Raw genomic sequence first — 22,079 nt, 5'->3', positions numbered from 1 at the left:
GTTCCAATCTCGTATACTCGTATACGAGATTGCAAAGCGGCATGCAAGAAGTTCCGGCTGCCATGCCGCAGCGGGGCAGGCGGCCGGCCCAAGGCGGTCGTCCATATGTGCGGTGGTGTCTAGGAGGCTCGCGTCAGCTTGGCGTAACGCTTGATCAGCCGGTCGCGCTTGAGGCGCGTCAGCCTGTGCGTCCAGAACAGCCCGTCGAGCTGATCGATCTCATGCTGGTGGCAAACCGCCAGCAGCCCATCGGCGTCCTCGAACCGCTCGTTGCCGTCAAGATCCTGATAGCGGACACGGACGCGGGCATGCCGCTCGATGTCCTCCGTGACGCCGGGCATCGAAACGCTGCCTTCCGCGTGACGGATCATCTCGGGCGAGGCCTCGATGATCGACGGATTGACATAGGTTCCCGGCTTCGCGGCTGACGGAAGCTGGATCACCACCACGCGTTTCAGAACACCGATATGCGGGCCGGTGATGCCGATCCCCGGCGCCGCGTGCATGGTGTCGACGAGATCCGCGACCAGGCCGTGCAGGTCGCTGTCGAATCGCTCTACGGGTTCCGCAGCCGTGCGAAGGAGTGGGTTGGGAAATCTTATGATCGGCCGAACCGCCATGAACCTCGTCCTATCCGCCAATCGTTTTCGTCACGTCGCTGGCATAGCCTGGCATGGCACCGTGCCGGCGGCGATTTGCGACGTCGTCACGGCACTGTCAGCTCGGCCCTGATATCAGCGTCGTGTTCGCCGCGCGTGGGGCTTCTCGCGGGGATCGGCTGCTTCGCCCCGGAAAAACGCGGCGCGGCGGCGGCCTGCAAGGCGCCACCCACGGTCTGCCACGAACCGCGCGCCGCCATGTGCGGGTGCGAGGCAGCCTCCCACGGGTTGAGCACGGGGGAGACGCAGGCATCCGAGCCCTCGAACAGCGCCGCCCATTCATCGCGTGACTTCGCGGCAAAGATCGCCGCCAGCCTGCCGCCGAGTTCCGGCCACAGATCGCTGTCGAACTGCCTGGCAAACTGTGGATCGGCGGCGAGACCCAGCCTGTCGAGGAAGAGCGCGTAGAATTTCGCTTCCAGGCACTGGACGCTGATGAAGCCGCCATCCGCCGTGCGATAGACGCGGCACCAATGCGGCCCGTCGAGCAGGCTGCGGCCACGCCCGGCGAAGAGCGCGCCCGACTGGCCGAGCGACATCAGGAGGTTCATCATATGGGCCGAGCCGTCGACGATCGCCGCGTCGACGACGGTACCTTCCCCGCCGGCGCGCGCGTTCATGATGCCGGCGAGCATGCCGATCACCAGATAGAGCGCGCCGCCGCCTATGTCGCCGGTGAGCGTCGGCGGCGTCATCGGCGGCTCGCCAGGCAGGGAGGCGTACCAGAGCGCTCCGGAGACGCCGATATAGTTCATGTCGTGGCCGGCGGTGTGGGCCAGCGGTCCATCCTGGCCCCAGCCGGTCATGCGGCCATAGACCAGACGAGGATTGGCCGCGAGGCAGGTATCCGGGCCAAGCCCGAGGCGTTCCATGGTGCTCGGCCGGAAGCCCTCGATCAGGCCGTCGGCGGTGGCGATGAGGCGCATCAGCACGGCCACGTCATCCGCATCCTTCAGATCGAGCGCGATGGAGCGCTTGCCGCGATCGAGCAGCGAGCGCTCGGGCTGGCCTGGCATGGCCGGCTGCTTGCGGTGGACGACGATGACGTCGGCGCCGAGATCGGCGAGCAGCATGCCGGCGAAGGGCGCCGGCCCCAGCGCCTCGATCTCGACGATGCGGATACCCCTGAGCATTCCACCTTCCATGGCGTTCAGTCCCTGGCGTCGCGCACTTCCGGTCTTGCTTTGGGCGACGGTGTGTAACCTTGTTCGTTTGGCATTGAAGCATGTGGCGCGCGCATATACTTCATGGCCATGAAAAAAATCGGTTTCCTCTCGTTCGGGCACTGGACGCCCTCGTCGCAATCGCAGGTGCGCTCGGCTTCGGACGCGCTGCTGCAGTCCATCGACCTTGCCGTCGCCGCTGAGCAGCTCGGCGCGGACGGCGCCTATTTCCGCGTGCATCACTTCGCACGCCAGCTCGCCTCGCCGTTTCCGCTGCTGGCGGCGGTCGGCGCCAGGACCAGCCGCATCGAGATCGGGACGGCGGTCATCGACATGCGCTACGAGAACCCGCTCTACATGGCCGAGGATGCGGGCGCCGCCGACATCATCGCGGGAGGGCGCCTGCAGCTCGGCATCAGCCGCGGCTCGCCCGAACAGGTCATCGATGGCTGGCGCTATTTCGGCTACGCGCCGCGCGAGGGACAGAGCGAGGCCGACATGGCGCGCCATCACGCCGAGGTCTTCCTCGACACGCTGCGCGGCGAAGGCTTCGCCCAGCCCAATCCCCGGCCGATGTTCCCCAATCCGCCCGGCCTGCTCAGGCTCGAGCCGCATTCGGAAGGCCTGCGCGAGCGCATCTGGTGGGGCGCGGCCACCAACGCCACTTCGGAATGGGCGGCGAAACTGGGCATGAACCTGCAGAGCTCGACGCTCAAATTCGACGAGACCGGCAAGCCCTTCCACGTCCAGCAGGCCGAGCAGATCCGCGCCTATCGCGAAGCCTGGAAGGCGGCTGGCCACAGCCATGAGCCGCGCGTCTCGGTCAGCCGCAGCATCTTCGCGCTGGTCGACGACCGCGACCGCGCCTATTTCGGGCGCGGTAACGAAAGCCGCGACCAGATCGGCTTCATCGAGGAAAACACGCGCGCCATCTTCGGCCGCAGCTATGCCGCCGAGCCCGATGTGCTGATCAGGGAATTGGCGCAGGACGAGGCGATCGCCGAGGCCGACACGCTGCTGCTCACCGTGCCCAACCAGCTCGGCGTCGACTACAACGCCCATGTCATCGAGGCGATCCTGACGCATGTGGCACCCGGCCTGGGCTGGCGCTGAGGGCTGAGCCGTGTAACCATCGGCGGCTGCGTCGACGGAGGTTCACGGCATGCCGGGGAAAGCGCTGATTGCCTGGGGCGGCTGGGAAGGCCACACGCCTGAACGCAGCGCTGACGTCGTGCGCGGCATGCTGGAGCGCAATGGGTTCGCGGTTACGCTGGGCGAGGGCACGGCGATGTTCGCCGATCCGGACCTTGGCTCGTTCGATCTCATCGTCCCTGTCATCACGATGTCGACGATCGAGAAAGCCGAATTGCAGAACCTGACGCGCGCGGTTCGCGCGGGAAGCGGGCTCGGCGGCTTCCATGGCACGATGGGCGACAGTTTCCGCAACGAGCCCGACTACCAGTTCATGACCGGCGGCCAATGGGTCGCGCACCCCGGCGATATCATCTGTTATCGTGTGGTGATCACACGACCGGAGGATCCGATCACAAAAGGCGTCGGTGACTTCGACTACCGGTCGGAGCAGTATTACATGCATGTCGACCCCAGCAACGAGGTGCTGGCGACGACCACTTTCACCGACGCGCATTTTCCGGGCATTGGTGGCGTGGTCATGCCGGTGGTGTGGAAGCGCCGCTATGGCGCGGGGAGGGTGTTTTACAGTTCCCTTGGGCACACGGCGGATGAGTTCGCGGTGCCGGAAATGGCGCTGATTGTGGAGCGTGGTTTGCTCTGGGCCGCACGGGGGTAGCGCTCTACGGCGCCCCCCTCTGTCCTGCCGGACATCTCCCCCACTTGGGGGGAGATCGGCCGTCACCGCGGCCTTCGCGAATTTTCAAAGTTGCAGGAAAGAGCGAGGTGTCAAAGCTGCTAATCTCCCCCCTGGTGGGGGAGATGTCCGGCAGGACAGAGGGGGGCGTGACGGAACTCCACGGTGGGTGTTGGCTTTACCGCCGTTCACCCGATCCCGCCCGTAACGACATAGGCGCCAGCGCTACGCCCGTCCTCCAGCCGCACGACCGCCGTCACGATCGAGCCATAGGAGCCGCGCCAGGCGCTGTGGATACGCCGGTGCTCGGCGGCCGGGACGAGCGCGCGGCCGGTGAGGCGGGCGCCGGCCCGCTGCATCTCGACGGCCTGTCCGTTGACATGAACCTGGACGCGGATCCCCTCGCTGTCGGCTGCCTCATCGGGCAGGTCGAGCATGATGATGATTTCGTCCCTTTCGCCCGAAACCAGCGTCTCGGCGGCAAGCGTGATGGCGAACGCCGCGGCATCGCCGCCGCCAGGGCGAACCGGCCGGCGTGCAAATGCCTCGCCCGGCAGTGCCGGCGTGCGCGGCGGGCGGGTGCGGCGCTGGGACGAACGCTCGTAATCGCCGGCCATGCGCAGCAGCCCCTCATCGCCGTAGGCCTTGCCGGCGAAGGTCAGGCCGACCGGCATGCCGATGTCGGCCATGGTGCCCATCGGCACGGTGACGGTCGGGATGCCGAAATGGCGCCAGACCAGATTGCCGTTGGCGACCCAGGTGCCGTTGCGCCAGGCAAGGGTCGCGGATGCCTCGTTGGTGTCGGCATCGGCCGGGCCGACATCGGCGGCGGCCGGCAGCACCACGGCGTCGAGCCCGTTGGCATCCATCCAGTCCTCGAAGTCGATGCGCCGCGTCGCCTCCAGACCCTTCAGCCCTTCCTCCAGCGTCGGGATATCGATGAACGGAGTGACGCCGGCTTTCGCGCGCTCGACATATTCGGCGACATCGAAGCCGCCTTCGTAGCGGTCGGGCAAGGCGCCGGGCGGCTGCGGGAAGATCTTCGGTCCGTCGACCGAAGCGAGATCGGGCAGGGCGGGATCGGCGTTGGCGAGCAGGAAATCGTCCCAGCCCCAGACGCAGAGGTCCCAGATCTCATGCCGGGCAAACTCCTGCGGCACCAGCCCGCGCTCGGCCATGGTGCGGGTGCCGGGACGGTCGCGCTCATAGTTGGAGACGACGGGGAAATCGACTTCCACCACTTCTGCCCCGAGCCGCTTGAGATCGGCGGCCGCCTGCTGCCAAAGGGCCAGCACCGAGGCGCGGGTTTCGATCGGCCGGTCGGCACCGCTGTCGCGGCCGATATACATTCTGGGCACGCCGAGCCGCTTGCCTTTCAGCGCGCCGGCCAGCGCGAGGCCGGTGTAGCGCTCGGGCCGTATCTCGGCGCTTTTCGGCAGCGCGACCCAGGGCTGCGCGCGCCAGAAATCGCCGCGCGTGCGCGGATCGTCGGCGACGATGATGTCGAGCAGTTCCAGCATGTCCGGCACGGTGCGCGTGTGCGGCACCACCACGTCCATCGTCGGCACCAGCGGCCAGTTGCCGCGAACGGAAATGACGCCGCGCGAGGGCGTGTAGGCGACCAGCGCGTTGTTGGTGGCCGGGGCGCGGCCGGACGACCAGGTTTCCTCACCGAGCCCAAAGGCGCAGAAGCTGGCGGCCGTCGCCGTGCCCGAGCCGTTGGAGGAACCGGACGCGAAGGCCGCGGTCAGATAGTCGCCATTATACGGGCTTTCGGCGCGGCCATAGACGCCGCGCTGCATGCCGCCATTGGCCATGGGCGGCATGTTGGTGAGCCCGATCAGCACCGCGCCGCCGGCGCGCAGACGGGCGATGGTGAAGGCATCCTCGTTGGCGATCAGATGTTCGAAGGCCGGCGAACCGGAGGCGACCGTCAGGCCTTTGACCTTGTAGCTGTCCTTGGCTGTGTAGGGAATGCCGTCGAGCGGACCCAGCGTCTTGCCCGTGGCGCGCCGCCTGTCGGATGCGGCGGCCTCCTCGAACATGTCAGGATTGAGGACGGGGACAGCATTGAGGCTGATGCCATGCCGGTCGAAATGCGCGATGCGTCTCAGATACGCCGCGACAAGCTCGACGCTGGTGACGGTGCCGTCATCGAGCGCGCGGCGCAGTTGGTCGATCGTGGCGTCCACGAGGTGAAAGCTGGCATCGGTCATCATTGCTCCCAAGCTGTCGTCTCCCGCCCATGGATGAGCGAGAGCAACGGCTTCGGCAAGAGCCAATCAGCAGTCTACGTGTTGTTCCTGCTTCCTTGCATTCAGGCGGTTCCGCCACTCCCCTTCATCTTCTCGATGATCCCGGCCATCAGCGCCAGGTCGCGGCGGGAGTCGGCGAGGTCGGTCAGGGGTTTTGTTCCTTCCGTGATGTGGCGGTGGAAGGTTTCCAGTTCGTTGGAGAAGGCGTCGCCATAGAGCGGGCCGAAGCTTTTCGTCACCGGCCCGAGCGGACCGGCATCGGTCACTTCCAGCCGGGTCGGCAGGCTTCTGATGTAGGGCGTGTCGTAGATGATGCGCACGCGCCTTGTGTTGGAGCGCACCTCGATCATGGCGTCGAACAGGCCGAGATCGTCGACGACGGCGTCATAGAGGCAGGCAAAATGACCGTAGTCGAAGGTGACGGAGGTGTTGGCGCCGCCATTGGTGCGGTACGCTGACACCACGCCTTTCGGCTCGCCGATGAGACCGCGCATGGCGGAGATGTGATGCGAGGAAAGCGCGGTCAGCCCGCGATAGGCGCGCACGAGGTCGGCGGGCGCGTCGGCGCCGACCACCTCGCGGATCAGCGCGTCGCGCTCCTTGGTGCCACGCGCCAGCAAGGCAGGGTCGATGTCGTTGGGATAGAGCACGTTCTGGCTTTTCTTGAGGAAATGCCGGCCCTCGGAGATGAGATCGAAGATGCGCACATGGGTGATGTCGGCATGCGCGGGCAGTTCGTCGCGCGCGGCGAGGTAGGCGGGCGCATAGCGGCGCATGTAGCCGACGAACAGGGTCTTCCCGTAGGACGGCATCAGCGCCAGCAATTCATCGATTTCGCGCACCGTCAGGCAGGCGGGCTTTTCCAACAGGATGTGCTTGTCGGCCTGCATGGCCGCGCGCACGAAGCGGCTGTGGGTGTCGTCCGACGACAGCACGAACACCACGTCGATATCGGGCGAATTGATCAGCGCCTCGGCGCTGTCATAGGCCTTCGCGCCATATTCCGAAGTGATCAGCGTCACAAGGCTCGGCGAGACGTCGTAGACGCCCGCGATCGACCAGCGGTCGCGCTGGTCGGCCAGCACGGGCAGATGGATCGACTGGGCGACTTCTCCAAGACCGAGAAGACCGACACGAAGTGGCGCCACTGAAAAACTCCTTCCGATTTCATGCTCGTTGCTGGCCGCGCCCGCGGCCAGACGTTGATTTGATGGGGATTACGCCGCGCCGGTGACGAGCGCGACGAGTTCGTTGCCCGACGTCTCGGCAGAGCGCACGGTCGCGGCCATCTTGCCGGCGCGCATCACCCAGATCTGGTCGGACAGGCGGCGCACCTGATCGAAATTGTGGCTGACCAGGATGACCGAGACCGATTGTTCGCGCAGGCGCCTGATCAGTGCCTCGACATTGGCGGTCTCCTGCACGCCGAGTGCGGCCGTCGGTTCGTCCATCACCACCAGCTTGGCGCCGGAGCCGACGGCGCGGCAGATCGAGATCGCCTGCCGCTGGCCGCCCGACAGGCGGCGCACACGCTGGTTGATCGAGGGCACGTTGATCGACAGGCGCGACAGCATCGAGCGGGCCTCGCGCTTCATCGCCTTGCGGTCGAGGAAGGCGAACGGGCCGATCCGCCGCACGATCTCGCGGTTGAGGAACAGGTTCTGCGCCACCGTCAGTTCGTCGATCAGCGCCAGATTCTGGTGCACGGTCTCGATGCCGGCCTTGCGGGCGCCATCGGGGTTGGAGAAGGGGTGCTCGCGGCCGTCGAAGACGATCGAGCCGGCATCGGGCACATGCACGCCGACCAGGCAACGGATCAGCGTCGACTTGCCGGCGCCATTGTCGCCGATCACGGCGGTAACCTCGCCGCGGCGCGCCTGGAAGGCGACATCGGTGAAGGCGCGCACGCCGCCGAAGTGTTTGCTCAGGCCCTGGCAGGCGATGATCGCGTCGGAAGAGGGGGCGCTCATTTCTGGTACCGCATGATCAGCGCCGCCAGCACCACGATGGCACCCACGGCGAGCGGTTGATAGAAAGCCGAGACGCTGAGCAGCGTCAGGCCGTTGACCAGCGCGGTCAGCATCAGCGCACCGATCGCAGGCCCGAGAATGCTGGCGCGGCCGCCGAACAGGCTGACGCCGCCAAGCACCACCGCGGCCACGGAATTCAGGAGCAGGCTGGTGTTGATCAGCGGTTCGGCCGAGCCGATGCGCGCCACCAGCAGGATGGCCGCGATGCCGGCGCACAGGCCAGAGATGGTGTACGCGGCGATCTTGACCCGGCCGGTGCGGATGCCGAGCGCGCCGGCACTTTCAGCCTGGCCGCCGGTGGCCAGCAAATGGACGCCGAAACGGGTGTGGTAGAGCACGATATGCGCCACGATGACCGCCGCGATCGCCACCCAGACCGGGTAGCCGAACGGGCCGAAGGAGCCGGAGGCAAGTTTCAAGAGGAAGGTGGAGCCGACCATGGTCGGCTCGCCGCCGGAGAGGATGAGGCCAAGCCCGGTCACGGCCGACAGCGTGCCGAGCGTCACCACGAAGTCGGGGATCTTGCCGACCGTGATGATGAAGCCGTTGAGGAAACCGATGGCGCTGGTGGCAAGCAGCGCCAGCACGCAGGCAAGGAAGATGCCGTAGCCGGCCGCGTTGACGAGACCGAGGATGATGGCGCCCAGCATGACGGCCGCCGCCATCGACAGGTCTATGCCCGACGTTGCCACGACGAAGGTCTGGCCGATCGACAGCACGACCAGGATCGCGGATGCCAGCAGCAGCGCCTGCAGGTTGGCGACGCTGAGGAAAACCGGTTGGGCGATACCGAAGATGATGACGAGACCGACCAGGCCGACGACGGACGCCCAGTCGGCCCAGAAGGAGGGATCGAGGAGGAGAGCCGACAGGGAGGGGCGGCTCTCCTCCATCGCGCCCGCCGAATGGGCGGCGGGCGCGTTTTCAGTGGAATTGCTCACTTCAGCATCTCACGCAGCGGATCGGGATAGTCGCCGCCCGGACGCGGGAAGTTCTTCAGCGAGGCTTCGGCATTGTCCTTGTTGATCAACAGCACGGGCGCGGGCACATAGGCGGGCAGTTCCTTGCCTTTGGCCGCGAGCTTGCAGGCTTCCATGCCCATGGCGCCGACGACATAGGGGTACTGGGCGACGGTGGCGGAAAGTTCGCCCGCCGCGACCGACTTCAGCGCGTCGACGATGCCGTCGAGGCCGATCACCTTGACGTCCTTGCCCGAAGTCCGCACGGCGCGCTCGACGCCGAGCGCCATGATGTCGTTGGCGGCGAAGAAGCCGGCGACGTCGGGATGTGCCGCCATGATGTCGGTGGCCGCCGTCAGCGCCTTCTCGCGATCCCAGTCGGCGCTCACCATCACCACCACGTCGAGCTTGCCGTCCACGGCCTGCTTGAAGCCCTTGATGCGGGCGTTCGAGCCGACATCGCCGACGATGCCGGCGACCAGCGCGACCTTGGAGCCGTTGGGCACCAGCTTCAGCATTTCCTCGCCGGCCAGCGCGCCCGCGGCGACATTGTCGGTGCCAATATAGGTCGAGACGGTGAAGCCGGCGGCCTTGGCCTGCTCGGGATCGATGGTCGAGTCGATGTTGACGATCGGCTTCTTCTTCTGCGCGACCGGCACCAGAGCCTGGACGAGGTTGGAAACGCTGATCGGATTGACGAGGTAGCAGTCGAAGTCCTGCATGGCCATGGCGGTCAGACGGTCGGCCTGGCCGGTGGCGTCACCCATATTGGCGGCGGCCTGCACGGTCACGGCGACGCCTTCGGCCTTGGCCTGCTCCTCGATGCCTTTCTGCATGGTCTGGAAGAACGGGTTGTCCAGACCCTTGACGATCGCGGCGACCTTGGCCGCGTCCTCGGCATGGGCTGGGGCCATCATCGTCGTTGCAAGCAGGGCTGCAAGCAGGTTGGCGCCGATCGCCAGCCTATTGAACATGCGCATTGATCTTTCTCCTCCGGTTTTTTGGTTGACGGCATGTTTTTCGAGGGAAGGAATGCCTTGTGCGGCGCAAGCGACCCCGGCGCTCGCGCTGGAAAGGTGACAGCGGGTTGGGCGCGGGCCGCGCAATGCGCGGATCGCCGCCCCGATCTCTTCCATATCAGGCATTGCTCCTCCCAGAGCGCCGACCCATGCCTCGTCAGCGTTTCCGCATGTTTTATAAAAAATTGACACGCGTCAAGATTTAAAATGGTGCGCAGCGATTTTGGCTCTGTTTAGCCGGGAATTTTCCGGAGTGTTCCATCAAAATCGTCGATCCGGAGAAAAAATCGATTTTCCATGCAACCTCTGATGGGTAGGTTGCGTTACTGGGCTCCCGGAGGAGTGAGGTTTGAATTGGACCGTTTCGAGATCCTGAACGAGCCGACGGGCACGTATTCCATTTTCGACAGATCCACGGAATTGCCGGCGACCGCGGACGGCACGACGTGCATCGGGCTCCAGCGGCACGAAGTGCCGCTTGCGCTGCTTGCCATCATGACAAGTGCCGCCGGCAACGGCTGGTTGCCGCCGTCGCTGTCGCCACTGGGCAACTGTCAGACAAATAATACAGAACAGCGGTGTTGAACGGCTTGCAAGGCCGAGCTAAAGCTCGCAGAAGTTGCGTTAAAAAGCATACCATAAAAGAAAACTATTTCGTCATCAAAGCATGAGAGGGGAATCATGCCTGACCAGAACGCCCTTATCCGCGCGGCCATCGCAAGGCTGCTTGCCGAGAAAACAGGGGTTGCCGTCATTTCGATGAAAGACAGCGTCACGGAATTGCTGGCGGTATCCGGCGTGGCGCTCACTGTTGAAAGCCTCCAGGACCTGCTGCTGGAAATGGCCGAGGTGCGCGGCATGATGGTGGCGCTCGACCTTTAGAGCGACCCGGCACCTCATCGAGATGCCGGGCCGCCCGTTCTCTTCATTCCTGACGCAATCCCTGGGGGATACTCGCTTTACGCTGTCCTGAAATTGCTTCAGGCCAGCCGATAGCGCTCGGGCGCGCTCTGTTCCAGGTGCTGGGCCCGTGCAGGCGCCAGCGTGCCGTCGCCATAGATCATGCGTCCGGCGCGGAAGGTGGCCCGCACGCGCGCCACGGGATGACGGTCCGCCACGACGAGATCGGCAAGGAGTCCCGGCTCGATGGCGCCCCTGTCGGCGAGCCCGAGAGCGGCGGCTGGATTGGCGCTGGCCAGCGCGACCGCCGCGACGAGGCTGCGGTCACGCAGCTCGGCCAGACCGAGCACGGCCGGCAGGATCGAGGCCGGATGGTAGTCGCTGGCCAGCATGTCGAGCAGTCCCGCCTCGTAGGCATGCCGGGCCGACAGATTGCCGGAATAGGATTCTCCGCGCAGGGCGTTGGGAGCGCCCATGGCGGTGCGCATGCCCAGCCTGCGGGCCTCCTCGGCCGCTTCCAGCGTGACCGGGAATTCGCTGAGGGTGGCGCCCAGGCCATGCACGAGTTCCACCTTTTCCAGCGTGTCGTCATCATGCGAGGCGAGAACGACGCCGCAAGCCCGCGCCCGGGCCGACAGGTCCTGCAAGGCATTGAGCACGTCGCCCTGGCCCTCGCGGCCGGCCATGCGCTTGCCGACGACCTCGGATGCCGCGGCTACGGACATGCCGCGCTCCTTGGCGATGCGGGCGATATAGAGCTCGACGTCGCGGTACTGCCCCTGGCCGGGCGTGTGGTCCATCAGCGAGATCAGGTGCAGCCTGCCGGCATCCATCAGCTTCTGCAGCGAAGCTATGGCGGGGGTGAAGGTCACTTCGAAACGGGCATGGATGCGGTGGTCGACGAGCAGGTGTTCCTTCAGGCCGATTATGGTGTCGATCATCCCGGACGTATGGTCTTCTGAGCGCAGCACGCCGCTGGTGACGCTGGCGCCGATGAAGGACAGCGCGGCATAGGCCGTGGTCACGCCGCAGGAGGCGAGCTTCTTGTCGAGTTCGGCAATGCCGATCTTCATCGGCACGTGGACACCGATGCGCGGCTCGACTTCCCGCTCCACCATGTCGCCATGCATGTCGATGAAGCCAGGCAGCAGCAGGCGGCCACCCCCCAATATGTCGGCCTCGGCGACGGGCGTTTCGCGAATCTCGGCGATCCGGCCGTCCTCGATCCTCACCGCGCCATTGGGGATGACGCGGTCTCGCAGCACGATTTCGAAGTCACTCAGCCACATGCCATGTCCCTTCGGCTGCCCGGCCGCGTCCTCATGTGGCATGCCCTTGTCCGTCCGTTCCAGCATCGTCTTCTCCAAAAGAGGATACCGCCTTTCCGGATTCCACTCCGGTCCAGCGGGTTCAAGTATATCATCCGAATGTTTTGATTTCATCCGGATGAATGGGTAACGCGATTTGATGACAGTCATGTGTAGGCCGCTGGCTTCTCCAGCCCGCAGCGTAAGAAAAACCGGGGATATCCTGGGACACAGCCGCATTGTCAGGCCTGCCGCCGGCCGCTATGATTCATTCGAATGATACCAGCAACGCGGTGCCAGCCGGTGGCACCGTCGTTCGCCAGCGAGGTGAGGATGCAGAGCAGGATACCGCACGGCCAGTGGCAGCAAGTGGAAGAAGAACTCGCCGCCGATATCGCCGCCGGCCGCTTCATCGGCGACAGCAGGCTGCCGCGGGAAACGGAGCTGATGGCGCGTTTCGGCGTCGGCCGCCACTCGATCCGGCGGGCGATGCAGCAATTGCAGAGCCGCGGCCTGGTCCAGGTCGAACAGGGCAAGGGCACGTTCGTGCGCGATACCAGGCTCGACTACCGGCTGTCGGAGCGCACGCGTTTTTCGCAGAACCTGCTGGAGCAGGGGCGCGAGCCGCTGGGTCAGGCGATCAAGGAAGCGGCCATTGCAGCGCCGCTCCGCGTCAGCGAGGCACTGCGGCTGCCGCCGGGCGAGCCGGTCTACCACATTGTGCGCCTGGGCCTTGCCGATGAGGATCCGCTGGGTCTCTCCAACGCCTATTTTCCGGTGCGCCGCTTCCCCGGCTTCGACAAGGCGCGCCGCGGCGGGCACAGCATCAGCGCCATCCTCGCCGAATACGGCGTCACCGATTACATAAGGCTGCGCACGGACATCATCGTGCGGCTGCCGACCCGGGAAGAGGCGCGGCATCTCAAGCAGTCCGAGACGCAGCCGATCGTGCTTCTGAAGAAGGTCGACGTCGACATGAAGGGCACGCCGGTCTCCTATTCGGAAACCGCCTGGGCCAGCGAGCGGGTGCAGTTCTCGATCGACAATACCAGCCAGCTGCTCAGCGTGCTGGCGCAAGCGGCGACCGCTGGCGATTGACCCGGCGGATCATGCACCGAGGATGAAATCGGCGCAGCGGTCGGCGATCATGATCACGGGCGCGTTGGTGTTGCCGCTGATCAGGCGCGGCATGACCGAGGCATCGCAGATGCGCAGGCGCGGCACGCCGCGCACGCGCAGCTGCGGATCGACCACGGCATTATCGTCCGTGCCCATCCGGCAGGTGCCGCAGGGGTGATAGACGGTCTTGGCGTGTTCGAGGATATGGTCCGTAATCGCCTGCTCGGAGAGATCGGCGTCGTCGCCCGGCGACAGCTCCTCGGCGACCACGGCCTGAAGTGCCGGCTGACGCACTATGGTGCGGGCGATCTTCATGCCGGCGACGAGCAGCGCGAGATCGTCCGGGTCGGACAGGAAGCCGGTGGTGAAGCGGATCGGGTCGGCCGCGTCGCGCGAGCGCAGCCGCACCGTGCCGCGCGACTTTGGCCGCAGCACACAAGGGTTCAGCTCCATGCCGTGACGCTCGATCGAGCCGTGCTCGGCGCTTTCGATCATCACAGGCAGGACGTGGAACTGGACATCGGGCCGGCCGTCGCCATCGGTATCGAAGAAACCGCCGCTCTCGACGACGTTGGAGGTGAGGAGGCCCGTGCGGAACATGAGGTATTGCAGGCCGTGGCGCAGCGCCTTCAGGCCCCGGTCTTCTCCCAGCAGCGAGATCGGCTGGCGCGTCAGCGCATAGAGCGGGGCGGCGACATGGTCCTGCAGGTCGCGACCGACCGCCGGCATGTCGCGGATCACGGGAATACCGAGCCCGGCCAGATGCTCGGCCGGGCCGAGGCCCGACAGCATCATCAGCTTCGGCGTCGCCAATGCCCCGGCGGTGAGGATCACCTCGGCCTTCGCCGTCGCCTTGTGGCTCTGGCCGTCCGAGGTGGTGTAGGCGAGGCCGCTCGCCGCGCCGTTTTCCAGCGTCACGCCGGTGACCAGCGCATCGGTGACCACGGTCAGGTTGGCGTTGCCGGCGAGCGGCCTCAAAAACACCTTTGCCGCCGACTGGCGCTCGCCATTGGCTGTTGTCGTCTGGTAGAAGCCGACGCCTTCCTGGCGGATGCCGTTGAAGTCGTCATTATAGGCATAGCCGGCCTGCTGCGCGGCTTTCACATAGGCCAATGAAAGCGGATGGCGGTGACGGGGGTCGGACACCGGCAGCGGTCCGTCCGTGCCATGGCGCTCACCGGCCAGCCGCTCGTTGCGCTCCAGCCGCTTGAACGCCGGCAGCACCTCGTCCCAGCTCCAGCCGGGGCAGCCGAGATCGCGCCAGCCATCATAGTCCTGCGGCTGGCCCCTGATGTAGAGCATGGCGTTGATCGAGGAGCCGCCGCCCAGCGTGCGGCCCTGCGGCACCGGCAGCCGGCGCCCGCCGACGCTCGGCTCGGGCTCGGATTCGTAGATCCAGCTGCGCGCCGTGCCGATCACCTTGGCGAAGGTGGCGGGCATGTCGATGAGCCGCGTGTTGTCGGCGGGGCCGGCCTCGACGACGAGTACCCGCTTGCCGGCGGTCACCAGCCGGTTGGCCAGCGTGCAGCCGGCCGAGCCGGCGCCGGCGATGATGTAGTCGTACTCAGCGCTCATCGTGTCAGGCATAGCGCATGATGACGGTCTTGGTCTCGAGATAGCCGTCGATGGCCGCACGGCCATGTTCGCGGCCGATGCCAGACTGCTTGAAACCGCCAAAGGGCGCGTTGGGATCGAGCGTGTTGTGGGAATTGACCCACACCGTGCCGGCTTTGAGGCCGTGGATGGCTGTCATCGCCTTGCCCATGTCGCGGGTCCAGATCGAGGCCGACAGGCCGTAGCGGGTATCGTTGGCGACGCGGATCGCCTCGTCGAGATCGGCGACCGGCATAGCCGCCACCACCGGTCCGAACACTTCCTCGCGCACGATTTCCATATCGGGGCGGACATTGTGCAGGATTGTCGGCGCCACGTAGTGGCCCCTGGCCGGCACAGGCCGCGCGCCGCTGACGCGTTCGCCGCCCGCTGCCAGACCGCGCTCGACAAAGCCTTCGACGCTTTTCCTGTGCTTGGCCGAGACCAGCGGGTTGATCTGCGCCCCGGCGTCGCGGCCGGCGCCCAGCGTCATGCCGTCGGCGATCTCGGCCAGCCGCGCCAATGTGCGGTCATAAATCGACTTTTCGATCAGCAGCCGCGAGGCCGAGGTGCAGACCTGGCCCTGGTTGAAGAACATGCCGAGCCCGGCGACCAGCGGCTCGATGCCGTCCTCCATGTCGGCAAGCAGGATCATCGGCGATTTCGAGCCGAGTTCCAGCGTGAAGCGGGCGACGCGATCGACCGCTGCGTAGCCGATGCGTTTGCCGACCTCCGTCGAGCCGGTGAAGGTCAGTTTGTCGATGCCGGGGTGGCGGATCAGCGCTTCGCCGGTGACCGCGCCGCTGCCGGTGACGATGTTGACGACGCCGGGCGGGAAACCGACCGCTTCGATGAGTTCGGCGAGCCTCAGCAGGCCGAGCGGGGTTTCCTGCGGCGGCTTCAGCACCACCGTGCAGCCGCAGGCAAGCGCCGGGGCGATCTTCCACATGCCGATCAGCAGCGGAAAATTCCACGGCACGATGGCGCCGACGACGCCGACCGGTTCCATCACCGTCATCGCCTGGTGTTTTGCGCCGGGCGGCACGGGAATGGAGACCTGGAAGGTCGAGCCCTCGATCTTGGTCGCCCAGCCGGCATAGTAGCGCAGCCAGTCGACGGTTCCGGCCGCGCTCAGCATGCGGGCGACCCCGAGCGACTTGCCGTTCTCGATGCTTTCGATCTCGGCCAGAAGGTCGGCATCGGCCTCGACGGCGTCGGCGAGTTTCAGCATCAGGTTCTGGCGATCGACAGGCCGCATCGAGGCCCATGGACCTTCGAGCGCCGCACGCGCCGCGCGCACCGCCTGGTCGACCAGCTCGGGGCCGCTTTCAGGCACATGCGCGACGATTTCACCGGATGCCGAATCGTCGACGGCGAGGCCCTCGCCAGCAAGCCCCTCGACGAAACGGCCGTTGATGAAGGGCCGGTGCGAGCGCGCCAGGAAGGCGGCGGCGGCAGGGCTGATCGGCGGCACGGTTCTCTCGTTCATGCCATCCTCCTCGATTGCTGGTGAACATAGTGAACCGGTTATGGAGCGCATCGGCCAGCTTCAAGCCGCAGAAGGCGCGAGTGCGCTTTCAGTCAAAACAAAGTTCCCGCTCGGACAAGACGCCCCGCGTTCGGCCAGCCTAGATCAAGGAACGATCATCGCCAACCTGGTTTCGCTCCGCCGCCCCCTCATCCGGCCGCTTCGCGGCCACCTTCTCCCCGAGGGGAGAAGAGGGAAGCGCTGGCTCTCGTAGTCTCCTCTCCCCTCGGGGAGAGGTCAGCCGAGCGAAGCGGAGGCTGGGTGAGGGGGCTGGCTCGGAGGGGTGTAGTTGAGCGCATTGCTGGGCAATCCGATGGTCACCACGGCGGCGCTGCCGCTGCTGCTCGGCGTCGTGATGGGTCTGCTGGCGCGGCTGGCCCTTCCGGCATCCCTGCTTTTCCTGCTGTGGGCAGCGCTGCTCCTGTTCTTCTACTGGGACACGCTCGGCCCGCCCGTGGTGCCGCCGGTCGCGGCCAGCCAGAAGCTCATCTATCTGGCCTTTGCCGGCATTATTCTTGGGCCGTTGTCGCAACGGCTGGACGCCGGCGCGGGACGCGTGCTGGTCATTGTTGCTCTTGCGGCCGCGTTTTCGTGGCTCGGCTGGCGCCGGGTTGCCGGCGGGGCGCTCGACCTGCAGATGATCGCCGCGCTTGCGGCCGGCCTGTTGGCGATCGTCGGCGCGGCGCTGCTTCTGCCTGCGCGGACCTTGCCGTCGCCTCCGGTCGAGGAGCCGTTCCTGGTCCCGGCGGCGATGCTTGCCATGTGCCTCTGCGGTGCCATCGCCTCGGTGCTCGGCGCGTCCATCGTCACCGGACAATTGCTGGGCTCGATCGCCGCGCTCGCCGGCGGCTGGTGTCTCGTCCAGTACGTCGCCGTGCTGCGCGGCGGTGAGGCGGTTGCCTGGAGCAAAGGTTCCGAGCTCACCCTCGTCTTTGCCGGCGCCACGGTGCTGATCCAGGTGGCGCTGCTGGCGCCGAAGGCAAATCCGGCCGCGCTGGTTCTCTCATCCCTGCCGCTGATCATGGCCGCGCTCGTGCGAGGTCCGCTGCAAGGTCTTGTTCCCCGCGTCCGGCCGTTGCGGCCGCTGGCTGCCGGCCTGCTGATCGCCATGCCGGCGATGCTGGCCATCCTGACGGCACTCTTGTGGGCGCCGCACGGAGCCGCCCTCGGCTTTTCCTGAGCCAGACAATGACAACCAACAACGGACCACCAACAATCGGGAGATCAACGTGACGACGAGAAAACTGACGGCAGCGCTTGCCTTCGCCTCGATGTGCGCCCTGGCATCGGCCGCGCATGCCGACAACTACGAAATCGACGGCCAGCACGCCTGGGTGACCTTCACCATCAAACACGGCATCTACGGCACCGCGCACGGCCAGTTCGATGCGGTGAAGGGCGCGATCGTGATGGACAAGGCCGATCCTTCGAAGAGCAGCGTGAAGGCCGAGATCGAGGTGGGGTCCGTGCACACCGCCTATGACCAGCGCGACAGCGACTTGAAAGGCCCCGACTTCTTCAACGCCGCCGAGTTTCCGGCGATCTCCTTCGAAAGCACCAAGGTCGAGAAGGTCACGGACAAGACCGGCAAGGTGACCGGCAACCTGACCATCAGCGGCGTGTCCAAGGAAATCACGCTCGACGTGACGCTGGTCAACGAGGCGCCCGCACCATGGGACGCGACGTTGACCAAGGCGGCCTTCACCGCCACCGGCAAGGTCAGCACCGCCGACTTCCCGATGGCCAAGGCCGCCGCCGGATTCGGCCTCGGCCCGGATGTCGACATCGTCATCGATCTGGAAGCCGTGAAGAAATAGGCCGCCTGAAGCCAACGGGGGTGTGGGTGGCCCCGCCGCGCGGCCGAAAGGCCGCGCGGCACTTTCTCCCCTCAAAACGGGCTGGGCGATTCACACATCTTGGGCGATGAGCGTGACCGATCATGGTGGGGCTTGATTGCGATGTGTTTCCCCCAATCCGTCGCTGCTTCGCAGCGCCACCTTTCCCCCCTCCGGAGGGAAAGGAAGGGAGCCTCGCTGGACGTGCGCTGGCGGAAAAAAGCCTGGCGCCTTTCCTCTCCCCCGTCGATCGGGGGAGAGGTGTCTCGGCAAAGCCGAGACGGAGTGGGGGTCGACCAGCGCGGCACGAACAATGCATGCGCCAAACCGACATGCATGCTTCCGCCAAGGACCAACTGTTTGGAGATGTGTGCATCCCTTAGCCCAAACGGGCGGCCGAGCGGTCACGCGGCACTTCCCCAGACAGGCGCCAAGTGCGCGCTCAGTCAAAACAAAGTTCCCGCTCGGACAAGACGCAAAAACGCCGATGCGGCACTATCCCTGGCGAAGATCGGCGCATAGCCGGCGCACTCAGCAATCGGGATGGATCATGCGATTTTCCGGAAAGACGGCCTTCATCACCGGCGGCGGCACAGGCATCGGTGCGGCAGTCGCCAGGCGCATGGCGGCCGACGGCGCCAGGGTGGTGCTGATGGGCCGGCGCCGCGAGCCGCTGGAGGCCGTCACCAAGGACATTGGCGGCCTGGTCGTGCAGGGCGATGCGGCCGATCCGAAAGCGGTGCGCGCGGCACTTGCCGAAGTCCACGAGAAGGTGGGGCCGGTCGATATCCTCGTCGCCAATGCCGGCGGCCACGGCGTCGGCCCGACCATTTCGATGAGCGACGAGACGTGGGCGCTGGCGACCCGCACCAATCTCGACACCGCCTTCGTCTGCGCCAGGGAATGCCTGCCCGACCTGATCGCGCAAAAGGGCAACATCGTCGTCGTCGCCTCGATCGCAGGCCTGTTCGCGGGTCCGGACGCCGCCGGCTACGTCACCATGAAACATGCCTTGATCGGCTTCGGCAAATCGCTGGCGCGCGACTATGGCCGCAAGGGCGTGCGCACCAACATCATCTGCCCGGGCTGGGTGTCGACCGACATGGCCGACGAACAGATGCAGGTAATCGTCGAAAAGCATGGTCTGGGCTCGATCGAGGAAGCCTATCGCCTTGTCACCAAGGATGTGCCGCTCGGCCGGCCGGCGACGCCGCAGGAAGTGTCCAACGTCATCTGCTTCGTCGCTTCCGCCGAGGCGGCGATGATGAACGGTTCGATCCTGACCGTCGATGGCGGCGCCACCGTCGTCGACCTGCCCACGCTAGCTTTTGTCGATTGATCTGGAGACTGCGATGAACGATCAGAACAGACCGGCGGACTGGAAGCACTTCGACGATTTCGCTGCTGGCATCGCCACCAACCGGTTGCCCACGACATCAGCGTTGCGCGGCCAGACCTTCAAGATCACGCTCGACAGCGGGCGCACCATCGACCTTGCCTTCACATCCGCCGACACGGTGGCGTGGAGCGAGGGCAGCGAGGCCGGCGCCGACTGGTACGAGGCGCTGGAAGTGGCCTCCAACGTGTTCTTCATCAACATGACCTTCGCTGCCCGTCCGGCCGAGGACGAGGCCTTCATCGTCAACACCGCCACGCGGCGCGTGCTTTCGGTGCGCGAGCGGGTGCGTGAGGCCGGCGAAGCGCCCGGCGAGCCGCGTGTGGCGCAGAGCTGGTCGGCTGGCGTGTTGGGCGACCCCGGCATGGCGCCGACCGGCTTCCAGCCGGCGCCGACCCGCGACCTGATCGGGCTCACGGCGCACTACACATACAGCCCCAACCACGTCTACGAGCACATCTATCTCTCATCCGAGCGCTATGCCTGGCAGAACCTCGTCGGCATCCAGCGCGGCCATGGAGACGTCGATCTGGCGACGACCTGGAAGTTTGCCGAAAACCAGTACGTGTTCGGCTTCCGCGAATTCATCATCCCGGTCGCCTCGCTGTTCTTCTACAATTGGGACGTCATGCACTCGACGGGGAAATTCCTCGGCGTGACCAGTCAGGGCAAGGTCGAGAACAAGCCGGCCGGCGCGCAGATCGAGAAGAAATCCAGAACGGCCTACGACAGGGACAAGGCGCCGGTCTGACCGCGCGGGGGGAACGCCATGAACAGGAATTACGAAGCGATCAAGGCGCACTACGCCGGCTCCGATGCCAAGGACCTCTCGGCGATGATGGCGCCGGTGACTGACAGGACGGCCTGGACCGAGATGGCGGGCTTTCCCTATGCCGGCACCTATGTCGGCCCCGACGCCATCATCGAGGGCGTGTTCAAGCGCATCGGCGAGGAGTGGGACGGCTACGCGCTGAAGCTCGAGAAACTGGTCGATGGCGGCACCACCATTGTCGGCATCGGCACCTATTCGGGCATCTACAGGAAGACCGGCAAGGCGATGTCGGCGCGCGTCGTCCATGTCTGGGAAATGGAGGACGGCAAGGCGCTCAGTTTCGAGCAGTTCACCGACACCAGGCTGGTCGCGGCAGCGACGGCCTGAGGCATGCCCGCGGACACCGGCGGTGCCCGCCCGATCCGAAAAACTGGGAGGATGAAATGGGAAACACTCTGAAGGGAATGCTGGCGGGCCTTGCATTGTCGGCCGCCTTTGCGGCGGGCGGCGCCGGTATCGCCAATGCCGGCGACACCGAGATCGTCATCGGCGCGCCGATCTCCTTGACCGGGCCGCTGGCCGGCGACGGCAAGGAACAGAAATGGGCCTATGAGCAGGCGGTGGCCGACATCAACAAGGCCGGCGGCATCATGCTGAAGTCGGCCGGCAAGAAGCTGCCGGTCCGCCTCGTCATCGCCGACGATGAAAGCTCCGAAGGCAAGGTCGCGTCGGCGCTGGAAAATCTGATCAAGGTGCAGAAGGTCGACGCGCTGCTGTCAACCCATTCCGGGCCGATGAACATCGCCGGCGCCATCGTCGCGGAGAAATACAAGAAATTCTACATGATCACGACGGCCTTCCCGTTCGAATGGCAGCCGTTGAAGCTCAAATATTCCGCCCTGTTCTTCTTCCATCCCGGGCCGGGCGCGGAAGTGCCGTTCGAGATCTGGGACAAGCTGCCGGCCAATGAGAAGCCGAAGAACCCGGCGCTGGTCACCGAGGACTCGCCCGACGGCAAGGGCTTTGGCGGCGCCTTCGAAGCGGCGGCCAAGAAATATGGCTACACTTTCGCGGTCGACGATCCCTGGGCGATCGGCGCCACCGACTATTCGGCGCTGATCACCAAGCTCAAGGCCGCCAATGTCGATGCCATGCTGGTGTTTGGCTCGCCGGCCGACACGGTGACGCTGCTGCGCCAGATGAAGGAGCTCGGCTTCTCCGTGCCTTACCTGCACGGCTGGAAGGGCACCTGGACGGGCGAGTTCCATGAGGCGCTCGGGCCGGATTCCGACTACATCCTGACCGACGGTTTCTGGTCGGCGAGCTATCCCTACAAGGGCGCGAAGGAACTCGGCGACCGCTACGAAGCCGAGTTCAAGAAGGACTCCGTCACCGTCGGCGCCTTCTACGCCAATGCGCAGGTCCTGGCGCAGGCGATCGAAAAGGCCGGCACGACCGACGCGGCGGCGCTGCACGACGCGATCTTCAACCAGGAGTTCAAGGACACGGTGGTCGGCGACCTCAAATTCGACCAGACCGGCTTTGCGCTCATTCCCAGTGTCGCCACGCAATGGTGGCAGGGCAAGCATCAGCTGATCTTCCCCAACGGCAACTGGACCTACAAGCCGGCGCCGGCCTGGGACAAGCGCGGCTGAAGGCAGCGGGTCGGGGAGAGGGGCGCTGTGGCAGATGATTTCGCCAATCGCCAGCGTTGCG

21 protein-coding genes are annotated in these 22,079 nt (G+C 65.8%); 11 read left to right on the top strand and 10 right to left on the bottom strand.

The features are described from left to right. Window positions 1-119 precede the first annotated feature (119 nt). Both FFS37_RS23405 and FFS37_RS23400 read right to left on the bottom strand, forming a co-directional pair. Window positions 120-620 carry a peptide deformylase gene (locus tag FFS37_RS23405; protein ID WP_137933339.1) on the bottom strand — a complete coding sequence of 167 codons (501 nt, stop codon included), beginning with the start codon at window positions 618-620 and terminating at the stop codon, window positions 120-122. 86 nt (window positions 621-706) lie between these two features. Next, complete coding sequence (locus tag FFS37_RS23400) at window positions 707-1,792, bottom strand: CaiB/BaiF CoA transferase family protein (protein ID WP_137933338.1); 1,086 nt, start codon at window positions 1,790-1,792, stop codon at window positions 707-709. 120 nt (window positions 1,793-1,912) lie between these two features. Here FFS37_RS23400 and FFS37_RS23395 point away from each other — a divergent pair, with 120 nt between their 5' ends. Both FFS37_RS23395 and FFS37_RS23390 read left to right on the top strand, forming a co-directional pair. Next, complete coding sequence (locus FFS37_RS23395; protein ID WP_171026389.1) at window positions 1,913-2,935, top strand: LLM class flavin-dependent oxidoreductase; 1,023 nt, start codon at window positions 1,913-1,915, stop codon at window positions 2,933-2,935. A 49-nt stretch (window positions 2,936-2,984) separates the two neighbouring features. Next, window positions 2,985-3,632 (top strand): ThuA domain-containing protein, encoded by a 648-nt coding sequence (locus FFS37_RS23390; RefSeq protein WP_137933336.1) that lies wholly within the window; start codon window positions 2,985-2,987, stop codon window positions 3,630-3,632. Window positions 3,633-3,838: 206 nt separating this feature from the next. On the opposite strand, the gene FFS37_RS23380 is transcribed toward FFS37_RS23390, so the two are convergent. The 5 genes from FFS37_RS23380 to FFS37_RS23360 form a co-directional block, all read right to left on the bottom strand. After that, on the bottom strand, window positions 3,839-5,866 hold the full coding sequence (locus FFS37_RS23380; protein WP_137933335.1) for an amidase: 2,028 nt from the start codon (window positions 5,864-5,866) through the stop codon (window positions 3,839-3,841). Window positions 5,867-5,967: 101 nt separating this feature from the next. Further along, entirely contained in the window at window positions 5,968-7,053 is a 1,086-nt protein-coding gene (locus FFS37_RS23375; protein ID WP_137933334.1) for a Gfo/Idh/MocA family protein, read from the bottom strand. A 69-nt stretch (window positions 7,054-7,122) separates the two neighbouring features. Further along, window positions 7,123-7,875, bottom strand: a complete 753-nt coding sequence (locus tag FFS37_RS23370) for an ATP-binding cassette domain-containing protein (RefSeq protein ID WP_137933333.1) — start codon at window positions 7,873-7,875, stop codon at window positions 7,123-7,125. Further along, window positions 7,872-8,828: an ABC transporter permease gene (locus FFS37_RS23365; protein ID WP_408631448.1), complete on the bottom strand. Its 957-nt coding sequence runs from the start codon at window positions 8,826-8,828 to the stop codon at window positions 7,872-7,874. The genes FFS37_RS23370 and FFS37_RS23365 overlap by 4 nt, the downstream gene beginning before the upstream one ends. 44 nt (window positions 8,829-8,872) lie before the next feature. Continuing rightward, window positions 8,873-9,874 (bottom strand): sugar ABC transporter substrate-binding protein, encoded by a 1,002-nt coding sequence (locus FFS37_RS23360; protein ID WP_137933331.1) that lies wholly within the window; start codon window positions 9,872-9,874, stop codon window positions 8,873-8,875. A gap of 393 nt (window positions 9,875-10,267) precedes the next feature. Here FFS37_RS23360 and FFS37_RS23355 point away from each other — a divergent pair, with 393 nt between their 5' ends. Continuing rightward, the gene (locus FFS37_RS23355) at window positions 10,268-10,498 is read left to right on the top strand and encodes a hypothetical protein (protein ID WP_137933330.1); all 231 of its coding nucleotides are present in this window, start codon (window positions 10,268-10,270) and stop codon (window positions 10,496-10,498) included. A gap of 96 nt (window positions 10,499-10,594) precedes the next feature. Beyond that, window positions 10,595-10,795, top strand: coding sequence for a hypothetical protein (locus FFS37_RS23350; protein WP_137933329.1), 201 nt, complete (start codon window positions 10,595-10,597; stop codon window positions 10,793-10,795). A 98-nt stretch (window positions 10,796-10,893) separates the two neighbouring features. Here the strand turns inward: FFS37_RS23350 and FFS37_RS23345 are convergent, their stop codons facing one another. Next, window positions 10,894-12,102 carry an alpha-D-ribose 1-methylphosphonate 5-triphosphate diphosphatase gene (locus tag FFS37_RS23345; protein ID WP_137933442.1) on the bottom strand — a complete coding sequence of 403 codons (1,209 nt, stop codon included), beginning with the start codon at window positions 12,100-12,102 and terminating at the stop codon, window positions 10,894-10,896. 321 nt (window positions 12,103-12,423) lie between these two features. On the opposite strand from FFS37_RS23345, the gene phnF reads away from it, so the two are divergent. Next, window positions 12,424-13,218: a phosphonate metabolism transcriptional regulator PhnF gene (gene phnF, locus FFS37_RS23340; protein WP_232375743.1), complete on the top strand. Its 795-nt coding sequence runs from the start codon at window positions 12,424-12,426 to the stop codon at window positions 13,216-13,218. A 9-nt stretch (window positions 13,219-13,227) separates the two neighbouring features. On the opposite strand, the gene FFS37_RS23335 is transcribed toward phnF, so the two are convergent. Both FFS37_RS23335 and FFS37_RS23330 read right to left on the bottom strand, forming a co-directional pair. Then, window positions 13,228-14,814, bottom strand: a complete 1,587-nt coding sequence (locus tag FFS37_RS23335) for a GMC family oxidoreductase (RefSeq protein ID WP_137933328.1) — start codon at window positions 14,812-14,814, stop codon at window positions 13,228-13,230. A gap of 4 nt (window positions 14,815-14,818) precedes the next feature. Continuing rightward, window positions 14,819-16,321 carry an aldehyde dehydrogenase family protein gene (locus FFS37_RS23330; RefSeq protein ID WP_137933327.1) on the bottom strand — a complete coding sequence of 501 codons (1,503 nt, stop codon included), beginning with the start codon at window positions 16,319-16,321 and terminating at the stop codon, window positions 14,819-14,821. A 328-nt stretch (window positions 16,322-16,649) separates the two neighbouring features. Between FFS37_RS23330 and FFS37_RS23325 the strand changes: the two genes are divergently transcribed. From FFS37_RS23325 to FFS37_RS23300, 6 genes are all read left to right on the top strand, one after another. Next, window positions 16,650-17,540: a hypothetical protein gene (locus FFS37_RS23325; protein ID WP_137933326.1), complete on the top strand. Its 891-nt coding sequence runs from the start codon at window positions 16,650-16,652 to the stop codon at window positions 17,538-17,540. A gap of 49 nt (window positions 17,541-17,589) precedes the next feature. Continuing rightward, window positions 17,590-18,177 (top strand): YceI family protein, encoded by a 588-nt coding sequence (locus FFS37_RS23320; RefSeq protein ID WP_137933325.1) that lies wholly within the window; start codon window positions 17,590-17,592, stop codon window positions 18,175-18,177. 568 nt (window positions 18,178-18,745) lie between these two features. Further along, window positions 18,746-19,534, top strand: coding sequence for an SDR family NAD(P)-dependent oxidoreductase (locus FFS37_RS23315; protein ID WP_137933324.1), 789 nt, complete (start codon window positions 18,746-18,748; stop codon window positions 19,532-19,534). Window positions 19,535-19,547: 13 nt separating this feature from the next. After that, on the top strand, window positions 19,548-20,342 hold the full coding sequence (locus FFS37_RS23310; protein ID WP_137933323.1) for a MoaF C-terminal domain-containing protein: 795 nt from the start codon (window positions 19,548-19,550) through the stop codon (window positions 20,340-20,342). Window positions 20,343-20,360: 18 nt separating this feature from the next. Then, window positions 20,361-20,750 carry a nuclear transport factor 2 family protein gene (locus FFS37_RS23305; protein WP_137933322.1) on the top strand — a complete coding sequence of 130 codons (390 nt, stop codon included), beginning with the start codon at window positions 20,361-20,363 and terminating at the stop codon, window positions 20,748-20,750. A 56-nt stretch (window positions 20,751-20,806) separates the two neighbouring features. Next, window positions 20,807-22,018: an amino acid ABC transporter substrate-binding protein gene (locus FFS37_RS23300; protein ID WP_137933321.1), complete on the top strand. Its 1,212-nt coding sequence runs from the start codon at window positions 20,807-20,809 to the stop codon at window positions 22,016-22,018. The last annotated feature ends 61 nt before the right edge of the window (window positions 22,019-22,079 follow it).

The sequence above is a fragment of the Mesorhizobium comanense genome, from assembly GCF_005503535.1.
Lineage (GTDB): Bacteria > Pseudomonadota > Alphaproteobacteria > Rhizobiales > Rhizobiaceae > Mesorhizobium > Mesorhizobium comanense.
The sequence above is the reverse complement of the archived record's forward strand: the minus strand, read 5'-3'. Positions and strand labels throughout refer to the sequence as shown.